Below are 16,024 nucleotides of genomic sequence, written 5' to 3'. Positions count from 1 at the left end.
TCAGCTAGGGACGGAGGTGGTGGCGGGGACCCGGGCGCGCAGCAGCGCGACCACGGAGTCGGCCAGCTGGATCGGGTCGAGCGGGTGCGGCACGGCCGCCTCGGCCCGCGACCACGTGGCCAGCCACGCGTCCTGCGGGCGGCCGGTCAGCACGACCACCGGCGGGCACTGGTAGATCTCGTCCTTGAGCTGCTTGGCGATCCCCATCCCACCGGCGGGGACGGCCTCGCCGTCGAGGATCACCAGGTCGATGCGACCGGAGTCCATGTTCTGGATCACGACCGGCTCGGTGGCGACCTCGACGTACTCCAGCTCGGGCAGGTCCGGGTGCGGTCGCCGCCCCAGCGCCAGGATCACCTGCTGCCGGGTGTTGACGTCGTCGCTGTAGACCAGCACCTGGAGAGGCTTCGTCGACTCGCTCACGGTCGCGATGGTACGACGTCAGCAGACCCGGCGCTCACGGACCTCCACGATCACCGGATCACGGCTCGGCGCGGCTCGCGGCCCGCTCCCGGGCCTCCCGGGCCTCGAGGAGGTCGAGGCGCCGGTCCTCGCGCACGGCCTCCTTCATCGACGAGCGCACCCACTGGAAGAACAGCACCCCGAAGAACGCGAGCCCCACCAGGTCACCGGAGGCCCACAGGATGCCGCCGGCCAGGTGCTGGTCGTCGGCCGCGCCGGGCAGCCACGACCCCATCGGCCCCTCGCGCAGCGCCCGGTAGTGCTCGCCGCCGATCAGCGTGTCCTGGCCCATGATCGTGACGCCGAGGAACGCGTGGAACGGCAGCGTCAGCACGGTCAGCGCCACCCGGAACGGGTAGCTCACCCGCCCGGGCACCGGGTCCACGCCCATCAGCGGCCAGAAGAACAGCGAGCCGACGAGCACCAGGTGCAGGTGCATCATCTCGTGGACGTACGTCGAGGACAGCGACGCGTCGTACCAGCCGGTGAAGTAGAGCGCCCATGGCGAGACGACGTAGAGGCCGAAGGCCAGCGGCGGGAAGGACAGCACCCGCGCCACCCGCGAGTGCAGCACGGCGAGCAGCCAGCGCCGCGGGCCCGCCGGCAGGGTGCGCAGCGCCAGGGTGACCGGGGCGCCGAGCGCGAGCGCCATCGGGACGACCATCGAGAGCACCATGTGCTGGACCATGTGCACGCTCAGCAGCGTCGAGTCGTATGACGCCAGCCCGGACGCCGTCGCGACGTAGAACGAGCCCATCCCGACGCCGACGAACGCGATCGTTCGACCGACCGGCCAGCGGTCGCCCCGGCGGCGCAGCACCAGGACTCCCCATCCGTAGAGACCCACCGCCCACACCGTCAGCACGAACGGCAGCGGGGCCAGCGACCACTCCGAGAAGAACCGCCCGAAGGAGAGCTCCGGGAGCTCGGGGCCGGTCGTCAGCACGGTGGTCAGCGCGGTCGTCACCGCAGGGTTCAGCACTCTGTGAAGTTTAAGACCCCCTCCATCAGGGGGTCGGGGTGGCCAGGAGATCAGGTCACGACATAATGACGGCGTGGCGACAGCAACGACCATTCCGGCATCCCGTCTGCACGGGCACCACGACCGACCGAGCATGGTCAGCGTCGGGACGATCATCTGGCTCTCGAGCGAGCTGATGTTCTTCGCGGCGCTCTTCGCGTCGTACTTCACGATCCGCTCGGTGAGCCCCGACCTGTGGTCGCAGAACACCGAGATCCTCAACATCCCGTTCGCGGCGGTGAACACCACGATCCTGGTGCTGTCGTCACTGACGTGCCAGCTCGGCGTCTTCGCCGCCGAGCGTGGTCAGGTGGGTCGCACCGGCTCGGTCTTCCAGGTCAAGGGCTGGGGACTGCGCGAGTGGTTCATCCTGACCTACATCATGGGCGCGGTCTTCGTCGCCGGACAGGCCGTCGAGTACGCCACCCTCGTGCAGGAGGGCGTGACCATCCAGGACTCGGCCTACGGCACGATGTTCTACCTCACCACCGGGTTCCACGGGATCCACGTGACCGGTGGTCTGATCGCGTTCCTGTTCGTGCTCGGACGCACCTACATCGCCCGCCGATTCACCCATGAGCAGGCGGTCAGCGCCATCGTCGTCTCCTACTACTGGCACTTCGTCGACGTGGTCTGGATCGGGCTCTTCGCCACGATCTACCTCGTCAAGTAGCCCGCCCCGCCGACTCGCAAGGAACAATTCGTGCGTCTCCTCAACCGCTCCGCCGGTCGACTCTCGCGGCATCGCCGCAGCCGTCTCGCCGGGTTGGCGCTGCTCCTCATCGGACTTCTCACCACAGGCGGGATCACCTATGCGGTGATGCCCAGCTCCCAGGCCGAGAACGCGCAGAGCAATGCCGTCCAGGTCGAGGAGGGGCGCAAGCTCTTCCTCCAGGGCTGCTCGTTCTGCCACGGTCAGAACGGCGAGGGCATCGCCACCGTCAACGGTGACAACTACGGCCCCTCCCTCGTGGGCGTCGGCGCCGCCGCCGTGCACTTCCAGGTCGAGACCGGCCGGATGCCGCTGGCCCAGCCAGGCGTCCAGGGTCAGGTCAAGCCCCGGACCTTCTCCGACGAGGAGGTCGAGCAGCTCGCGGCGTACGTCGCCTCGCTCGGCCCCGGCCCCGCCCGCCCCTCGGAGGAGGACTACAGCACCAACGGGCTCGACGATGACGAGCGCGAGGCCGCGATCTCCCGAGGCGGCCAGATCTTCCTCACCAACTGCACCGCCTGCCACAACTTCAACGGCAAGGGCGGCGCCATGCCCCAGGGCGGCTTCGCGCCCGACCTGAGCGACACCGAGGCCGTGCACATCTACGAGGCCATGCTGACCGGCCCCGGCCAGATGGACAGCTTCTCCAACGGCAACCTCGCGCCCGAAGAGAAGCGCGACGTCATCGCCTACCTCTACTCGCTGCGGGAGCAGCCGGCGTACGGCGGCTTCACCCTCGGCGGCCTCGGCCCCGTCTCCGAGGGCCTGTTCGCCTGGCTGATCGGCATCGGAGGCCTCGTGGGCTTCGCGGTCTGGATCGCCGCCCACACCACGCGCACGACGAAGAAGAAGGTGGACGCGTGACCGGCCACGACAACCTCCCCGTCCCGGCGGAGGAGCCGATCGACAACCCGGGCCTGCCGGAGCACACCTGGCGGCCGACCGATGTCGACCCCAAGGCCGAGAAGCGCGCCGAGCGCCAGGTCGCTGCGATGTTCGGGCTCTCCGCGGTCTGCGCCGTGCTCTTCGTGGTGGCCTACTTCGCCCTGGAGATCGGCGACAACCACGACACCGTCCTGGGCCTGGGCGCCTCGACCGTCGCCCTGGGCAGCAGCCTCGGCGGTGCGCTGCTGCTCATCGGCATCGGCATCATCCAGTGGGCACGCAAGCTGATGGGTGACCACGAGATCAGCGAGCAGCGCCACCCGGCCGCCTCCAGCGAGGAGGACCGGGCGGCCACCATCGCGGCCCTGCAGGCCGGCCTCGAGGAGTCCGGCATCGCGCGCCGTCCCCTGGTCCGCAACTCCCTGCTGGGTGCCGTCGCCATCCTGGGCGCCCCGGTGATCGTGCTGCTGCGCGACCTGGGCCCGACCAACGCCCAGGTGTCCGACGCGGCGACCGGTGCCGGCCTGGAGCACACCGTCTGGAAGCAGGGCATGCGCATCGTGCGCGACGTCGTCGGTACGCCGATCCGGCCCTCCGACATCGAGATCGGCGACCTGTTCAACGCCGAGCCTGCCGCGATCTTCGAGACCGACGACAACGGCCAGCCGCTGATCGAGGGTGTCGAGCTGCAGGTCGCGAAGTCCAAGGCCGCCGTCGTCCTGATCCGGATGGATCCGGCCGACAACGTGCCCGCCCGCGGACGCGAGAACTGGAGCGTCGACGGGATCCTCTGCTACTCCAAGATCTGCACTCACGTCGGCTGCCCGATCTCGCTGAACGAGCGCAAGACCCACCACCTGCTGTGCCCGTGCCACCAGTCGACCTTCGACCTGGCCGACGCGGGACGCGTCATCTTCGGCCCCGCGGCCCGGGCCCTGCCCCAGCTGCCGATCGCGGTCGACCCCGAGGGCTACCTCGTCGCCCAGAGCGACTTCACCGAGCCCGTCGGACCAAGCTTCTGGGAGCGTGACTACTGATGGCCATCGACACCAGCAAGGTCGCGTCGAGCAACAGCTCGGCCGCGACCCCGGCCAAGCCAAGCAAGGCCGGCGCCGTGGCCACCTGGGCCGACGAGCGGCTCGGCCTGGCCACCATGGCCAAGAAGAACCTGCGCAAGGTCTTCCCGGACCACTGGTCCTTCATGCTCGGCGAGATCGCCCTGTGGAGCTTCGTCGTCCTGCTGCTCAGCGGCGTCTTCCTCACGCTGTGGTTCACCCCCAGCATGAGCGAGATCCACTACGAGGGCTCGTACGACCAGCTGCGTGGCGTCGCGATGTCCGAGGCGATGGTCTCCACGCTCGACATCTCGTTCGACGTCCGCGGTGGCCTGCTCATGCGGCAGATGCACCACTGGGCGGCGATGCTGTTCATCGCCTCGATGATGATCCACCTGCTCCGGGTGTTCTTCACGGGCGCGCACCGCAAGCCCCGCGAGCTCAACTGGGTCATCGGGTCGCTGCTGCTGCTGCTCGGCACCCTCGAGGGCTTCACCGGCTACTCGCTCCCCGACGACCTGCTCTCCGGCACCGGCGTCCGCGCCGCTGACGGGTTCATGAAGTCGATCCCCGTCGTGGGGACGTACCTCTCGTTCTTCCTCTTCGGTGGCGAGTTCCCCGGCGACGCGATCATCCCGCGGCTCTACATCATCCACGTGCTGCTGATCCCGGGGCTGCTGCTCGCCCTGATCGCGGCCCACATGCTGCTGCTCGTGTACCACAAGCACACCCAGTGGCCTGGTCCCGGCCGCACCGAGCAGAACGTCGTCGGCTTCCCGATGCTGCCGGTGTACGCCGCCAAGGCCGGCGGGTTCTTCTTCATCGTCTTCGGCGTCACCGCTCTCATGGGTGGCCTGATGCAGATCAACCCGGTGTGGATGTACGGGCCGTACGACCCGTCCAAGGTGACCGCGGGCTCTCAGCCCGACTGGTACATGGGCTGGCCGGACGGCGCGCTGCGGATCATGCCCGGGTGGGAGACCCACCTGTGGGGCGACTTCACGATCGCCTGGAACGTCTTCCTGCCGATCATCGTGCTGCCGGGCCTGATGTTCACGATCCTGATGATGCTGCCGTTCCTGGAGTCCTGGATCACCGGCGACAAGCGGGACCACCACCTGCTGCAGCGTCCTCGCAACGCTCCGACGCGTACGGCGTTGATGGTCGCGCTGATGACCTTCTACGGCCTGCTGTGGGCCGCGGGCGGCAACGACATCATCGCGATCAAGCTGCACATGTCGATCAACACGATCACCTACTGGATGCGGTTCCTGGTCTTCGTCGGACCCGTGGTCGCGTTCCTGATCACCCGACGCTGGTGCATCTCGCTGCAGCGGCACGACAACGACAAGCTGCTGCACGGCTACGAGACCGGCATCATCATGCGGTCCCCCGAGGGCGGCTACTCCGAGAAGCACCTGCCGCTCAGCCCCGACAAGGCGTACGCCATCACGGCGCGCGACCGCGACGAGGTCTACACGGTCGAGGACAACGTCGACGAGAACGGCATCCCGGCGCCGGCCAGCCGCAAGCAGGCACTGCGCGCGCGGCTGTCGACGCTCTGGTTCGGGGACAACGTGCAGAAGCCCACGGCGACCGAGCTCGGCGAGGCGCACCACCACGCCGACCACGAGCACGAGCTGCAGGCGTCCCTGGACGGTCACGCGGCCGACGGACACCAGTTCGACGGCCACCACTCGGTCGAGGGCGAGCAGCTCCGCGGCGACCACTGAGCACCGCACCTGCACCACCACGAGGGCCCCGGGATCTCCCGGGGCCCTCGTGCCTTTCCCGCACCGCGAGAGGGCCGGAATGCGCCGCCCACCAGTGGTGGTTGAACAGGCAACCAACTAGCGAAGGACACCACCATGGGCACCGGCCTCCAGCTCGGCCTCGACACGTTCGGCGACGTCACCGTCGACCTCGACGGCACTCCCCTCTCGCACGCCGAGGTGGTCCGCAACACCGTCGAGCAGGGCGTGCTGGCCGACCGGGTCGGCGTCGATGCGTTCGGGGTCGGGGAGCACCACCGCGACGACTACGCCGTGTCGGCCCCCGACATCGTGCTGAGCGCGATCGCGGCGCGGACCGAGCGGATCGTGCTGGGCACGGCCGTGACGGTGCTGAGCTCCGACGACCCGGTCCGCGTCTACGAGCGGTTCGCCACCCTCGACGCGATCTCGCGGGGCCGCGCGGAGGTGACCCTGGGTCGGGGCTCGTTCACCGAGTCCTTCCCGCTGTTCGGCCTCGATCTCGGCGACTACGAGCGGCTGTTCAGCGAGAAGCTCGACCTGTTCGCCGCCCTGCGGTCCGAGGGCGAGGTCTCCTGGGAGGGGACGGTACGACGTCCGCTGGTGGGCGCCGAGGTCTACCCGAAGACCGAGCGCGGGAGCCTGCCCGCCTGGGTCGGCGTCGGTGGCTCACCCGAGTCCGTCGTCCGCGCCGCCCGCTACGGCTTCCCGCTGGCCCTGGCGATCATCGGCGGCGAGCCGGCCCGGTTCGCGCCGTACGCCGACCTCTACCGGCGGGCGCTCGACGAGCTCGACCAGCCGACGCTGCCGATCCTGGTGCACTCCCCCGGGTTCGTCTTCGACACCGACGAGCAGGCCAAGGAGCTGCTGTTCCCGCACTTCAAGGCCAACCGCGACCGGATCGGCGCCGAGCGCGGCTGGCCGCCGGCCTCGCGCCTCGACTTCGAGCGGGAGGTGTCCGGCGGCTCGCTCTACGTCGGCTCCCCCGAGACCGTGGCCCAGAAGATCGCGGCCACCGTGCGGGTGCTCGGGATCGACCGCTTCGACCTGAAGTACAGCAACGGCCCGATGCCGCACGAGCACCTGATGCGCTCCGTGGAGCTGTACGGCACCGAGGTAGCGCCCCGGGTGCGCGAGCTGCTGGCGGACTGAGCCCGGGCGGTGTCCGGGCCGAGTCCGGGTCAGCTGAGCGCGGAGCCCTGGCGGTAGTCGGCGAACGAGGCGTTCCAGTCGCCGTACCCGTTGTCGAGGGTCATCGGCCGGTCGGTGCCGACGTACTCGACGACATCGCCACGCTTGCTCATGGCGTAGAGCCAGCCGGCGTCGGCGGTGCTCAGGCCGGTGCAGCCGTGGCTGACGTTCTCGCGCCCCTGGGAGCCCACCGACCACGGGGCGGCGTGGATGAACTCCCCGGAGTGGGTCAGCCGCATCGCCCAGCGCACGTCGTTGATGTCGTAGGCCTCCGAGCTGCCCGCGGCGATGCCGACCGTCTCGGAGTTCATCCGCCGCTTCTCGGACTTCTCCATGATCACCTTGGTGCCCGAGCGGGTCGTGAACCCGGCCTTGCCCGTCGTGATCGGCAGCTTCCGGAGCAGCTTGCCGTTGCTGAACACCTGCATCTGGTGGCTCTTCGCATCGACCTTGTAGACGTTGGCGTCGCCGACGTGGAACTCGATCCGCCGGCTCTCCTGGCCGTACACCCCGCCGCCGGCGGGCACCGAGTTGATGTCGACGTCGACGGTCACGTCGGTGCCGGCCCGCCAGTACCTCTTCGGACGCCAGTGCACCTCGGTGTCGCTGATCCAGCGCCAGCTGCCCCGCTGGACCGGGCTGGAGGTGACGTGCAGGTGCTGCTCGATCGAGGCCCGATCGGTCACCGGGACGTCGAAGGAGACCACGACCGGCATCCCGACCCCGACGGTCTCGCCGGCGAGCGGGGCGACGGAGGCGTAGGTCTGCTCCTCGAGCGAGAGCTCCCGGGTGCTGAACCGCGCGACCCGCCGCACGGTCGCGCCGTCGGCGGCGCTCGCGCGGGCGCGCAGGACGTACGACGTGCCGGGCTCCAGCAGTCCGGTCGCGGTCCAGGAGGTCTCGTCAGCGCTCAGCGCGCCCGCGACCTCGCCCGCCCCGTCACCAGAGGTGGGGGCGACCGAGACGCTCGTGAGCCGGGAGCCTTCGGCGCGCACTGCCAGCACCTGGTCGACCGGCACGTCGGTCGCACCGGTGCGCACGTTGGCGTGCACCCGGCCGCTCTGCGCCGCGGCGGCGGCCTCCGATGCGGCAGGGGATGGATCGTCCCCAGCGGATCCGGTGAAGGCGGAGCCCGCGTCGCAGGCCGTCAGGGCGGCGGCGAGCACCAGTGCGGTGCCGGTGACGAGGGCCGAGCGGGCACGGCTCACGAACATGCAGAACTCCAGGAAGGACGCGGCGAGCCGCCGGACGTGGACGTCCGGCGGCTCGTCAAGCGTAACCGCGCGCACCCGCCGGCAGAGAAACCTGCCGGTGCTGCGCGCGTCACGGGTGCGTCAGTGCGCGTGCTCTCCGCGGTAGTACTCGAAGATCAGGCCGCTCAGGGCGAGCGAGCCCAGCGCGGCGCCGATGATGACCAGCCACCAGGCGGTCATGGCCAGGGCGAAGACGATGACGCTCAGCGTCAGCGCACACCACAGCGGCCACCAGGAGTACGGCGGGAAGAACCCGAGCTCCCCGGCACCGTCGGCGATCTCGGCCTCCTTGCGGTCCTCCGGACGGGGGTCCATCCGGCGGGCGTGGAAGCCGAGGTAGAGCGTGACCATGGCGGTCAGCAGGGTGGTCATGAACAGCGCGGACGTACCGGTCCAGTCGCCACCGTGGTCGCTGGCGTCGGTGACCAGCCAGTACGCCGGGGTGACCAGCACCAGGAAGATGGTGCAGGCCGCGAAGATCCAGGCTTCGGCCTTCATCAGTGCTTGCCCTCCTGGTCGTCGCCGTGGGTCCGGTCGTCGAGCATCTCCGCCCGGCCCTCCATGTCAGGTGCGTCCGCCGGCTTCCCGTCCCGGGCCGCGGTGTTCTCCTCGAGCTCCAGCGCGGCGATCTCCGGGTGGTGGAGGTCGAAGGCCGGGGACTCCGAGCGGATCCGCGGGATCGTCACGAAGTTGTGGCGCGGCGGCGGGCAGCTGGTGGCCCACTCCAGCGAGCGGCCCCAGCCCCACGGGTCGTCGACCTCCACCTTCGGAGCCCGGCGCGACACGTAGACGTTGTAGAAGAACGGCAACGTCGAGGCGCTGAGCAGGAAGGCACCGATGGTCGAGACCTGGTTGAGGGTGGTGAAGCCGTCGCCGGGCAGGTAGTCGGCGTAGCGACGCGGCATGCCCTCGACACCCAGCCAGTGCTGGACCAGGAACGTCGTGTGGAAGCCGACGAACAGCAGCCAGAAGTGCAGCTTGCCGAGGCGCTCGTCGAGCATCCGACCGGTCATCTTCGGCCACCAGAAGTAGAACCCGGCGAACATCGCGAACACCACGGTGCCGAAGACGACGTAGTGGAAGTGCGCGACCACGAAGTAGGAGTCGGAGACGTGGAAGTCGAGCGGCGGGCTGGCCAGGATGATGCCGGTCAGACCACCGAAGAGGAAGGTCGTGAGGAAGCCGATCGACCACAGCATCGGGGTGTCGAAGGACAACGACCCGCCCCACATCGTGCCGATCCAGTTGAAGAACTTCACTCCGGTCGGCACCGCGATCAAGAACGTCATACCGGAGAAGAACGGTAGGTCGACCGCCCCCGTGACGAACATGTGGTGCGCCCACACCGCGACCGAGAGGATCGCGATGCCGAGCGTCGCGCCGACCAGGCCGACGTAGCCGAAGATCGGCTTGCGGCTGAACACCGGGAGGATCTCCGTCACGATGCCGAAGAACGGCAGCGCGATGATGTAGACCTCCGGGTGCCCGAAGAACCAGAACAGGTGCTGCCACAGGATCGCGCCGCCGTGGGCGGTGTCGAAGACGTGGGCCCCGATCTGTCGATCGGCCTCGAGCGAGAGCAGCGCGCCGGCGAGCACCGGGAACGCGATCAGCACGAGCAGCGAGGTGATCAGGGTGTTCCACACGAACAGCGGCATCCGGAACATCGTCATGCCGGGGGCGCGCATGCAGATGATCGTGGTGATGAAGTTGACCGCGCCGAGGATCGTGCCGAGGCCGGCCATCCACAGGCCCATGATCCACAGGTCACCGCCCACGCCCGGCGAGCGCACGGCGTCGGAGAGCGGGGTGTAGGCGAACCAACCGAAGTCGGCCGCGCCCTGCGGGGTCAGGAAGCCGGAGGCCGCGATCAGGCCGCCGAACAGGAACAGCCAGTAGCTGAACATGTTCAGACGAGGGAACGCGACGTCCGGGGAGCCGATCTGCAGCGGCATGATCACGTTCGCGAACCCGAAGAACAACGGCGTCGCGAAGAGCAGCAGCATGATCGTGCCGTGCATCGTGAACAGCTGGTTGTAGAGCTCGTCGTTGACGATCTGGTTGCCCGGGTAGGCCAGCTCGGAGCGGATCAGCAGCGCCATCAGGCCACCGATCAGGAACCACACGAACGACGTGATCAGGTACATCTTGCCGATCAGCTTGTGATCGGTGGTGGTCATGATCCGGACCAGCTCCTGGCCCAGCGGCTTGCGGGCCGGAGCGATGGCCGGCCTGCTCGCGGTGGCAGTCACTCTGCTGCTCCCTCGTGCTCGTCGGAATCGAGACCCACCTGCGTGTCGGCGTAGCTGCCGCCGATCAGGGGCTTCTCGGAGGTCGCGCCCTGCTCGACGAGGCCGTCGACGTGGGCGTCGTACTCCTCGACGCTGACGATCTTCACCTCGAAGAGCATCCGCGAGTGGTAGACCCCGCAGAGCTCGTAGCACTTGCCGGCGAAGGTGCCGGTCGTCTGGGGGGTGACCTCGAAGGAGTTCACCCGACCCGGGATGACGTCCATCTTCATCAGGAAGCCGGGGACGCCGAAGTCGTGGATGACGTCGGGTGAGTGCAGGTTGAACCGCGTGGTGACGCCGACCGGCAGGTAGAGCGTCGGGATGTCGGACCCGGTGCCGGAGACGTAGGCGTACTTCGCGTAGGGGAAGGTGTCGTCGTCGTTCTCCCCCTCCTCGTCGGCGCTGTAGTCGAGCTCGCCGACGCCGTGGTTGAACGCCCAGCTCCACTGCTGAGCAGTGACCTCGACGATGTTCTCGGGCTCCTTGGAGCGGTCGAGCAGGACGTTCTGGGTCTCGACGGTCTGCTGGAAGAAGACGACGACCATCATGATCGGCGCGATCGTGTAGAAGATCTCGAGCGGCAGGTTGTAACGGGTCTGGATCGGGATCTCGTCGTCGCTGCGGCGGCGGTAGCGGATGACGACCCAGGCGATGAGTCCCCACACCACGACACCGGTGATCAGGGCAGCGATCCACGCGCCCTGCCACAGGTCGAGGGTGTGCTCGCCCTGCTTGGTCGCCGGCTCGGGCATCGCCAGCCGCTTCCATTGGCCGCTATCGGATCCACAGCCGGCGAGGGCTACGACGCTGACACCGAGCACGGAGATCAGGAGCAGGCGGCGGAGGTATCCGCGCCCTCCGGTCCCGCGCCTGGGGAGTTGCAGACTCAACGCTGGAGCCTTCCTCTCGGGCATTCACAAGTACTGCCGAACACTATCCGAATCGCACGCCGGTCGCGGGAGCGGGGCACCCGGTAGGTTCCCGGTGTGACAAATGCAGCGGCCCGGTCCGGGGTACCCCTGCCCCGCTACTTCGACACCGCCTCGGCGGAGTCCCTGCATCCGGCGGCGCGCGAGACCCTCCTGGCCGCGCTCGACCAGGGGTACGCCGACCCGCGCCGGCTGCACGGTCCGGCCCGCAACGCGCGGCTGCTTCTCGACAACGCCCGGGCGGTCGTGGCGGAGTGCCTGGGTGTGCGCCCCGACGAGGTCTCCTTCACCTCCTCGGGCACCGAGGCGGTGCACCGCGGCCTGCTCGGCCTGCTCGCGGCGCGGCCGGGGCTCGGCGACCGGGTGGTGATGACCGCGGTCGAGCACTCCGCCGTCGTCCACGCCGCCCGGTGGCGCCGCCCCGAGGGCCACGTGGAGGTGCCGGTCGACCCGTGGGGGCGGGTCGCGCCCGACGACGTCGCCGCGGCGGCCGGCTCCCCCGGGATCGGGCTGGTCGCCGTGCAGAGCGCCAACCACGAGGTCGGCACGCTGCAGCCCGTCGCCGAGGTCGCTGCCGCGCTGCACGACGCCTCGTCGCAGGTGCCGCTGTTCGTCGACGCCTGCGCGTCGATGGGCCGGCTCCCCCTGCCGGCCGGCTGGTCGGCCGCCGCAGGCTCGGCTCACAAGTGGGGCGGTCCGGCCGGGATCGGGGTGCTGCTGGTGCGCAAGGGGGTGCGCTGGACGACGCCGTTCCCGGGCGACGACCGGGTCGACGAGCGGGTCTCCGGCTTCGAGAACGTCCCCGCCGCCCTGGCCGCCGCGGCGGCACTGCAGGCGGTCGTTGGCGAGCGCGACGCGGTCAACGCCCGGCAGGCGGCGCTCGTGGACCGGGTGCGGGCCGGCGTGGCCGCCGTCCCGGACGTCGAGGTGGTCGGCGACCCGGTGGGCCGGCTCCCCCACCTGCTGACGTTCTCGTGCCTCTACGTCGACGGCGAGGCGCTGGTCGACGGCCTGGCCCGCCGCGGGTTCTCGGTCGCGAGCGGCTCCGCGTGCACCTCGTCGAGCCTGGAGCCGAGCCGGGTCTTGGCCGCGATGGGCGCGCTGACGCACGGCAACGTGCGGCTCTCGCTCGCCCGCGACGCGACCGCCGACGACGTCGACGCCTTCCTGGCCGCGCTGCCCGAGGTGGTCACCGCGATCCGCGCGGACGCGGGCCTGTGAACACCCCGGTCGACGTCGAGCTCGACTGCCGCGGCCTGCTCTGCCCGCTGCCGGTCATCGAGCTCGGCAAGCGGTTCCCGCAGGTGCCGCTCGGCGGCGTGGTGGCCGTGGTGGCCACCGACGTCGCCGCGCGCCACGACGTACCGGCGTGGTGCCGGATGCGCGGGCAGGAGTACCTCGGCGAGGACCGCGCCGACGACGACGTGCCCCGCTACCTGGTGCGCCGGCTGACCTGAGCTGCCCGATCGGGAGGGTCAGCGCACCAGCGCGAGGTGCGGCTCGATGTCCTTGGCCGCCTCGGGGCCGTAGGACTCCTCCAGGCGGCCCAGGAACTGGTCGCGGGTGAAGGTGTACTCCTGGGTGCCCACCGTCTCCACGACGTACGCCGCGAGCACGCACCCGACCTGGGCCGCACGCTCGTGGTCGACGCCCCAGGTGACGGCGGCCAGGAAGCCGGACCGGAAGGCGTCGCCGACCCCGGTCGGCTCGACGGCGGTGACGTTCTTCGCTGCGGGGAGCACGATGTCGGGCTCGCCGACCCGGCTCACCCGGACGCCCTGGGCACCGAGGGTGGTCACCTGGGTGCCGACCCGGGAGAGAATCTCCTCGGCGGACCAGCCGGTCTTCTGCTCGATCAGGTGGGACTCGTACTCGTTGGAGAACAGGATCGCCGCCCCATCGACGAGGTCGCGGATCAGCTCGCCGCCACTGAACGCGAGCTGCTGGCTGGGGTCGGCGATGAACGGGTAGCCGCGCTGGCGGCACTCCTGGGTGTGGCGCAGCATCCCGTCCGGGTCGTCGGCACCGATCAGGACGTACGTCGGTGCCCCGACCCGGTCGACGATCGGACCGAGCTCCATCAGCCGGGCCTCGCTCATCGCGCCGGGGTAGAAGGAGGCGATCTGTGCGCCCGTCGGGTCGGTCGTGCACACGAACCGGGCGGTGTGACGGGTCTCGGAGATCCGCACGTGGGAGCAGTTCACGCCGTGCCGCTCCAGCCACGAGCGGTAGTCGGCGAAGTCCTCGCCGGCCGATCCGACGAGGACCGGGTTCAGGCCGAGCCGGCCCAGACCGAAGCACATGTTGGCGGCGACGCCACCGCGCCGGATCTCCAGGTCGTCGACGAGGAAGGAGAGCGAGATCTTGTCCAGCTGCTCCACCACCAGGGAGTCGGAGAACTTCCCGGCGTAGCCCATCAGGTGGTCGGTGGCGATGGAACCGGCGATCAGCAGTGACATGGCACGGAAGACTACCCGTGGGTACCGCTGGGACTACCCCGGAGTAGCCCCTAGCGTCCTTCCCATGACCCAGCTCTCCCACGACGACCTGAGCTCGCTGCAGGAGATGCACGCCGACTGCGAGGCCGTCGTACGTCACCTGCCCGCCACGGGACCGTCGCTGCGCTACGAGGACTACCCCCGCGACGTCGCGAAGCCGGAGATCGAGATCACCGAGGCCGCGACCCGGATCGCCAACGCGCTTCAGCTCCACCTGGACTGAGGCGCCCCACCCCGCACTTCGGCGGCCACCCCTCCCTCGGCCGTTCGACGCCAACAGCCCCCCGCCGGTCACCGGCGGGGGGCTGTTGTGTGGTGCGTGGTGCTGCTGTTCAGGAACGACTGGGTCTCGACACGCGCCTTCTGACTTCGCAGGCTCAGTCAGAGCGCTCGCTCGACCACCATCATCGAGTCCGCTGGCGCGTCCTCGATCTCGTCAGTGGAACGAGTCACCGCACGCGCAGGATCCCGTGGCGTTGGGGTTGTCGATGGTGAAGCCCTGCTTCTCGATGCTGTCGACGAAGTCGATCATCGCGCCGTTGAGGTAGGGGACGCTCATCCGGTCGACCACGACGGACACGCCGTCGAAGTCGGTGACGACGTCGCCGTCGAGGGTGCGCTCGTCGAAGAAGAGCTGGTAGCGCAGGCCCGAGCAGCCACCCGGCTGCACCGAGATCCGCAGCTGCAGGTCGTCGCGACCCTCCTGGTCGAGAAGGTTCTTCACCTTCGTCGCCGCCACCGGGCTCAGGTTGATCTGGTCGGTGCGACGCTCTGTGGTCGTGTCCACCTGCTCGGTCATGTCTGTGCTCCCAATGAGGTGCGGGGGTGTGGGCTACTGGCTCAATCCTCGCACACCGGGCGTTATTCCCCGGCGGCGCTCGGTCGGCGAGGCGACCAGGTGCGAGCGACCCGGGCCGCGAGCTCGGCCAACGAGCCGGCGGGATCCGCGAAGGCCCGCTCCTGGCCGACCAGGTCGACCAGGGAGTACGCCGACTCGACGCCGAGCGCTCGCATCTCGCGGGACCCGACCAGCACCTGGCCGGCCAGCGCGACGCAGGGCCGGAGGGCGGACTCGGCGATGCTCGCGACGCCGTACGGCACCTTGCCGGAGCGGCTGGAGAAGTCGAAGGCCCCCTCGCCGGTGAGCACCAGGTCGGCCGCGCGGGCGCGCTCGGCGAGCCGGACCGCCGTGGCCACCAGCTCGATGCCCGGCTCGCGGGTCGCGCCGAGGAGCAGCAGCGCGAAGCCGAGTCCCCCCGCCGCGCCGGCGCCCTTCTCCAGCGCGGTACGCCGCCCGGCGGCCACGGCCAGCTCCTCCAGCCAGCCGTCGACGACCGGCAGCCGCTCCTCCGGGATCCCCTTCTGCGGCCCGAAGGTCTTGGTCGCGCCGAGCAGGCCGGCCAGCGGGTTGTCCACGTCGCTGGCGGCGACCAGCCGCACGCCGACCTCCGGCACCGTCACCGTGGTGACGCCCGCGAGCCCGGCGGCGCCCCGGTCCAGCGGCCGGTCGGCACTCGCCCCGAGCGCCGCGAGCAGACCCGCTCCCCCGTCGTTGGTGCCGCTGCCGCCCAGTCCCACCACGACGGTGGACGCGCCGGCCGCGACCGCCGCGAGCACGAGCTCGCCCACGCCGTACGTCGTGGCCTCCTCGGCGCGCTGGGCGCCGGTCAGGTGCAGGCCGCACGCCTGCGCACTCTCGACGTACGCCGTCTCGCCCACCACCAGCACGGTGCCCGGCACCTGCTCGCCGAACGGGCCGCGGACGGTCACCGCGAGCAGGCTGCCGCCGAGGGCGGCGTGCAGGACGTCGACGAAGCCCGGCCCGCCGTCGGCCATCGGCGCCAGGTCGAGCTCGTCGTCCGGGGCGTGCCGGCGCCAGCCGACCGCTATCGCCTCGGCGGCTTCGAGGGCCGTGAGCGTGCCCGCGAACTTGTCGGGGGCGACCAGGATGCGCATGGACGAACCATAGGGTCGGT

At 70.1% G+C, this 16,024-nt stretch carries 17 protein-coding genes; 8 read left to right on the top strand and 9 right to left on the bottom strand.

Annotation, left to right across the window (positions count from 1 at the left end):
* Complete coding sequence (locus MUB56_RS13410) at nucleotides 1-423, bottom strand: hypothetical protein (protein ID WP_244927521.1); 423 nt, start codon at nucleotides 421-423, stop codon at nucleotides 1-3.
* 58 nt (nucleotides 424-481) lie between these two features.
* Entirely contained in the window at nucleotides 482-1,444 is a 963-nt protein-coding gene (locus MUB56_RS13405) for a cytochrome c oxidase assembly protein (RefSeq protein ID WP_244927520.1), read from the bottom strand.
* Between the two features lie 106 nt (nucleotides 1,445-1,550).
* Here MUB56_RS13405 and MUB56_RS13400 point away from each other — a divergent pair, with 106 nt between their 5' ends.
* The 5 genes from MUB56_RS13400 (at nucleotide 1,551) to MUB56_RS13380 (ending at nucleotide 7,038) form a co-directional block, all read left to right on the top strand.
* On the top strand, nucleotides 1,551-2,156 hold the full coding sequence (locus tag MUB56_RS13400; protein WP_280637415.1) for a heme-copper oxidase subunit III: 606 nt from the start codon (nucleotides 1,551-1,553) through the stop codon (nucleotides 2,154-2,156).
* Between the two features lie 30 nt (nucleotides 2,157-2,186).
* Nucleotides 2,187-3,059: a c-type cytochrome gene (locus tag MUB56_RS13395; RefSeq protein WP_244927519.1), complete on the top strand. Its 873-nt coding sequence runs from the start codon at nucleotides 2,187-2,189 to the stop codon at nucleotides 3,057-3,059.
* On the top strand, nucleotides 3,056-4,117 hold the full coding sequence (locus tag MUB56_RS13390; protein ID WP_244927518.1) for a Rieske 2Fe-2S domain-containing protein: 1,062 nt from the start codon (nucleotides 3,056-3,058) through the stop codon (nucleotides 4,115-4,117). Before MUB56_RS13395 ends, MUB56_RS13390 begins: the two co-directional genes overlap by 4 nt.
* Nucleotides 4,117-5,868 carry a ubiquinol-cytochrome c reductase cytochrome b subunit gene (locus tag MUB56_RS13385; RefSeq protein ID WP_244927517.1) on the top strand — a complete coding sequence of 584 codons (1,752 nt, stop codon included), beginning with the start codon at nucleotides 4,117-4,119 and terminating at the stop codon, nucleotides 5,866-5,868. The genes MUB56_RS13390 and MUB56_RS13385 overlap by 1 nt, the downstream gene beginning before the upstream one ends.
* 135 nt (nucleotides 5,869-6,003) lie before the next feature.
* Nucleotides 6,004-7,038 (top strand): LLM class flavin-dependent oxidoreductase, encoded by a 1,035-nt coding sequence (locus tag MUB56_RS13380; RefSeq protein WP_244927516.1) that lies wholly within the window; start codon nucleotides 6,004-6,006, stop codon nucleotides 7,036-7,038.
* Between the two features lie 29 nt (nucleotides 7,039-7,067).
* Here MUB56_RS13380 and MUB56_RS13375 read toward each other — a convergent pair whose 3' ends face one another.
* From MUB56_RS13375 to coxB, 4 genes are all read right to left on the bottom strand, one after another.
* Nucleotides 7,068-8,366, bottom strand: coding sequence for an Ig-like domain-containing protein (locus MUB56_RS13375; RefSeq protein WP_244927515.1), 1,299 nt, complete (start codon nucleotides 8,364-8,366; stop codon nucleotides 7,068-7,070).
* A 45-nt stretch (nucleotides 8,367-8,411) separates the two neighbouring features.
* Complete coding sequence (locus MUB56_RS13370) at nucleotides 8,412-8,828, bottom strand: cytochrome c oxidase subunit 4 (RefSeq protein WP_244927514.1); 417 nt, start codon at nucleotides 8,826-8,828, stop codon at nucleotides 8,412-8,414.
* Nucleotides 8,828-10,510, bottom strand: a complete 1,683-nt coding sequence (gene ctaD / locus MUB56_RS13365) for a cytochrome c oxidase subunit I (RefSeq protein WP_244932403.1) — start codon at nucleotides 10,508-10,510, stop codon at nucleotides 8,828-8,830. Before ctaD ends, MUB56_RS13370 begins: the two co-directional genes overlap by 1 nt.
* 68 nt (nucleotides 10,511-10,578) lie before the next feature.
* Nucleotides 10,579-11,373, bottom strand: coding sequence for a cytochrome c oxidase subunit II (gene coxB / locus MUB56_RS13360; protein WP_244927513.1), 795 nt, complete (start codon nucleotides 11,371-11,373; stop codon nucleotides 10,579-10,581).
* Nucleotides 11,374-11,607: 234 nt separating this feature from the next.
* Between coxB and MUB56_RS13355 the strand changes: the two genes are divergently transcribed.
* Nucleotides 11,608-12,771 carry an aminotransferase class V-fold PLP-dependent enzyme gene (locus tag MUB56_RS13355; protein WP_244927512.1) on the top strand — a complete coding sequence of 388 codons (1,164 nt, stop codon included), beginning with the start codon at nucleotides 11,608-11,610 and terminating at the stop codon, nucleotides 12,769-12,771.
* Nucleotides 12,768-13,007: a sulfurtransferase TusA family protein gene (locus MUB56_RS13350; protein ID WP_244927511.1), complete on the top strand. Its 240-nt coding sequence runs from the start codon at nucleotides 12,768-12,770 to the stop codon at nucleotides 13,005-13,007. Before MUB56_RS13355 ends, MUB56_RS13350 begins: the two co-directional genes overlap by 4 nt.
* Before the next feature lie 18 nt (nucleotides 13,008-13,025).
* Here the strand turns inward: MUB56_RS13350 and MUB56_RS13345 are convergent, their stop codons facing one another.
* A complete protein-coding gene (locus MUB56_RS13345) occupies nucleotides 13,026-14,009 on the bottom strand; it encodes a carbohydrate kinase family protein (RefSeq protein WP_244927510.1) in 984 nt (327 codons plus the stop codon).
* A gap of 64 nt (nucleotides 14,010-14,073) precedes the next feature.
* Here MUB56_RS13345 and MUB56_RS13340 point away from each other — a divergent pair, with 64 nt between their 5' ends.
* On the top strand, nucleotides 14,074-14,271 hold the full coding sequence (locus tag MUB56_RS13340) for a hypothetical protein (RefSeq protein ID WP_244927509.1): 198 nt from the start codon (nucleotides 14,074-14,076) through the stop codon (nucleotides 14,269-14,271).
* Nucleotides 14,272-14,484: 213 nt separating this feature from the next.
* On the opposite strand, the gene erpA is transcribed toward MUB56_RS13340, so the two are convergent.
* Both erpA and MUB56_RS13330 read right to left on the bottom strand, forming a co-directional pair.
* Nucleotides 14,485-14,847 carry an iron-sulfur cluster insertion protein ErpA gene (erpA, locus tag MUB56_RS13335; RefSeq protein WP_244927508.1) on the bottom strand — a complete coding sequence of 121 codons (363 nt, stop codon included), beginning with the start codon at nucleotides 14,845-14,847 and terminating at the stop codon, nucleotides 14,485-14,487.
* Between the two features lie 62 nt (nucleotides 14,848-14,909).
* The gene (locus tag MUB56_RS13330) at nucleotides 14,910-16,004 is read right to left on the bottom strand and encodes a glycerate kinase (RefSeq protein ID WP_244927507.1); all 1,095 of its coding nucleotides are present in this window, start codon (nucleotides 16,002-16,004) and stop codon (nucleotides 14,910-14,912) included.
* Between the last annotated feature and the right edge of the window lie 20 nt (nucleotides 16,005-16,024).

Origin of the sequence: Nocardioides sp. W7 (assembly GCF_022919075.1) — a bacterium.
Taxonomy (GTDB): domain Bacteria; phylum Actinomycetota; class Actinomycetes; order Propionibacteriales; family Nocardioidaceae; genus Nocardioides.
This window is presented reverse-complemented; position numbering and strand designations above follow the sequence as displayed.

Excerpts from the sequence above, each read along its gene's own strand:
- MUB56_RS13385 (WP_244927517.1), top strand. The coding sequence starts at position 4,117 with ATGGCCATCGACACCAGCAAGGTCGCGTCGAGCAACAGCTCGGCCGCG.
- MUB56_RS13380 (WP_244927516.1), top strand. The coding sequence starts at position 6,004 with ATGGGCACCGGCCTCCAGCTCGGCCTCGACACGTTCGGCGACGTCACC.
- MUB56_RS13370 (WP_244927514.1), bottom strand. The coding sequence starts at position 8,828 with ATGAAGGCCGAAGCCTGGATCTTCGCGGCCTGCACCATCTTCCTGGTG.
- ctaD (WP_244932403.1), bottom strand. The coding sequence starts at position 10,510 with ATGACCACCACCGATCACAAGCTGATCGGCAAGATGTACCTGATCACG.
- coxB (WP_244927513.1), bottom strand. The coding sequence starts at position 11,373 with ATGCCCGAGCCGGCGACCAAGCAGGGCGAGCACACCCTCGACCTGTGG.
- MUB56_RS13345 (WP_244927510.1), bottom strand. The coding sequence starts at position 14,009 with ATGTCACTGCTGATCGCCGGTTCCATCGCCACCGACCACCTGATGGGC.
- MUB56_RS13340 (WP_244927509.1), top strand. The coding sequence starts at position 14,074 with ATGACCCAGCTCTCCCACGACGACCTGAGCTCGCTGCAGGAGATGCAC.
- erpA (WP_244927508.1), bottom strand. The coding sequence starts at position 14,847 with ATGACCGAGCAGGTGGACACGACCACAGAGCGTCGCACCGACCAGATC.
- MUB56_RS13330 (WP_244927507.1), bottom strand. The coding sequence starts at position 16,004 with ATGCGCATCCTGGTCGCCCCCGACAAGTTCGCGGGCACGCTCACGGCC.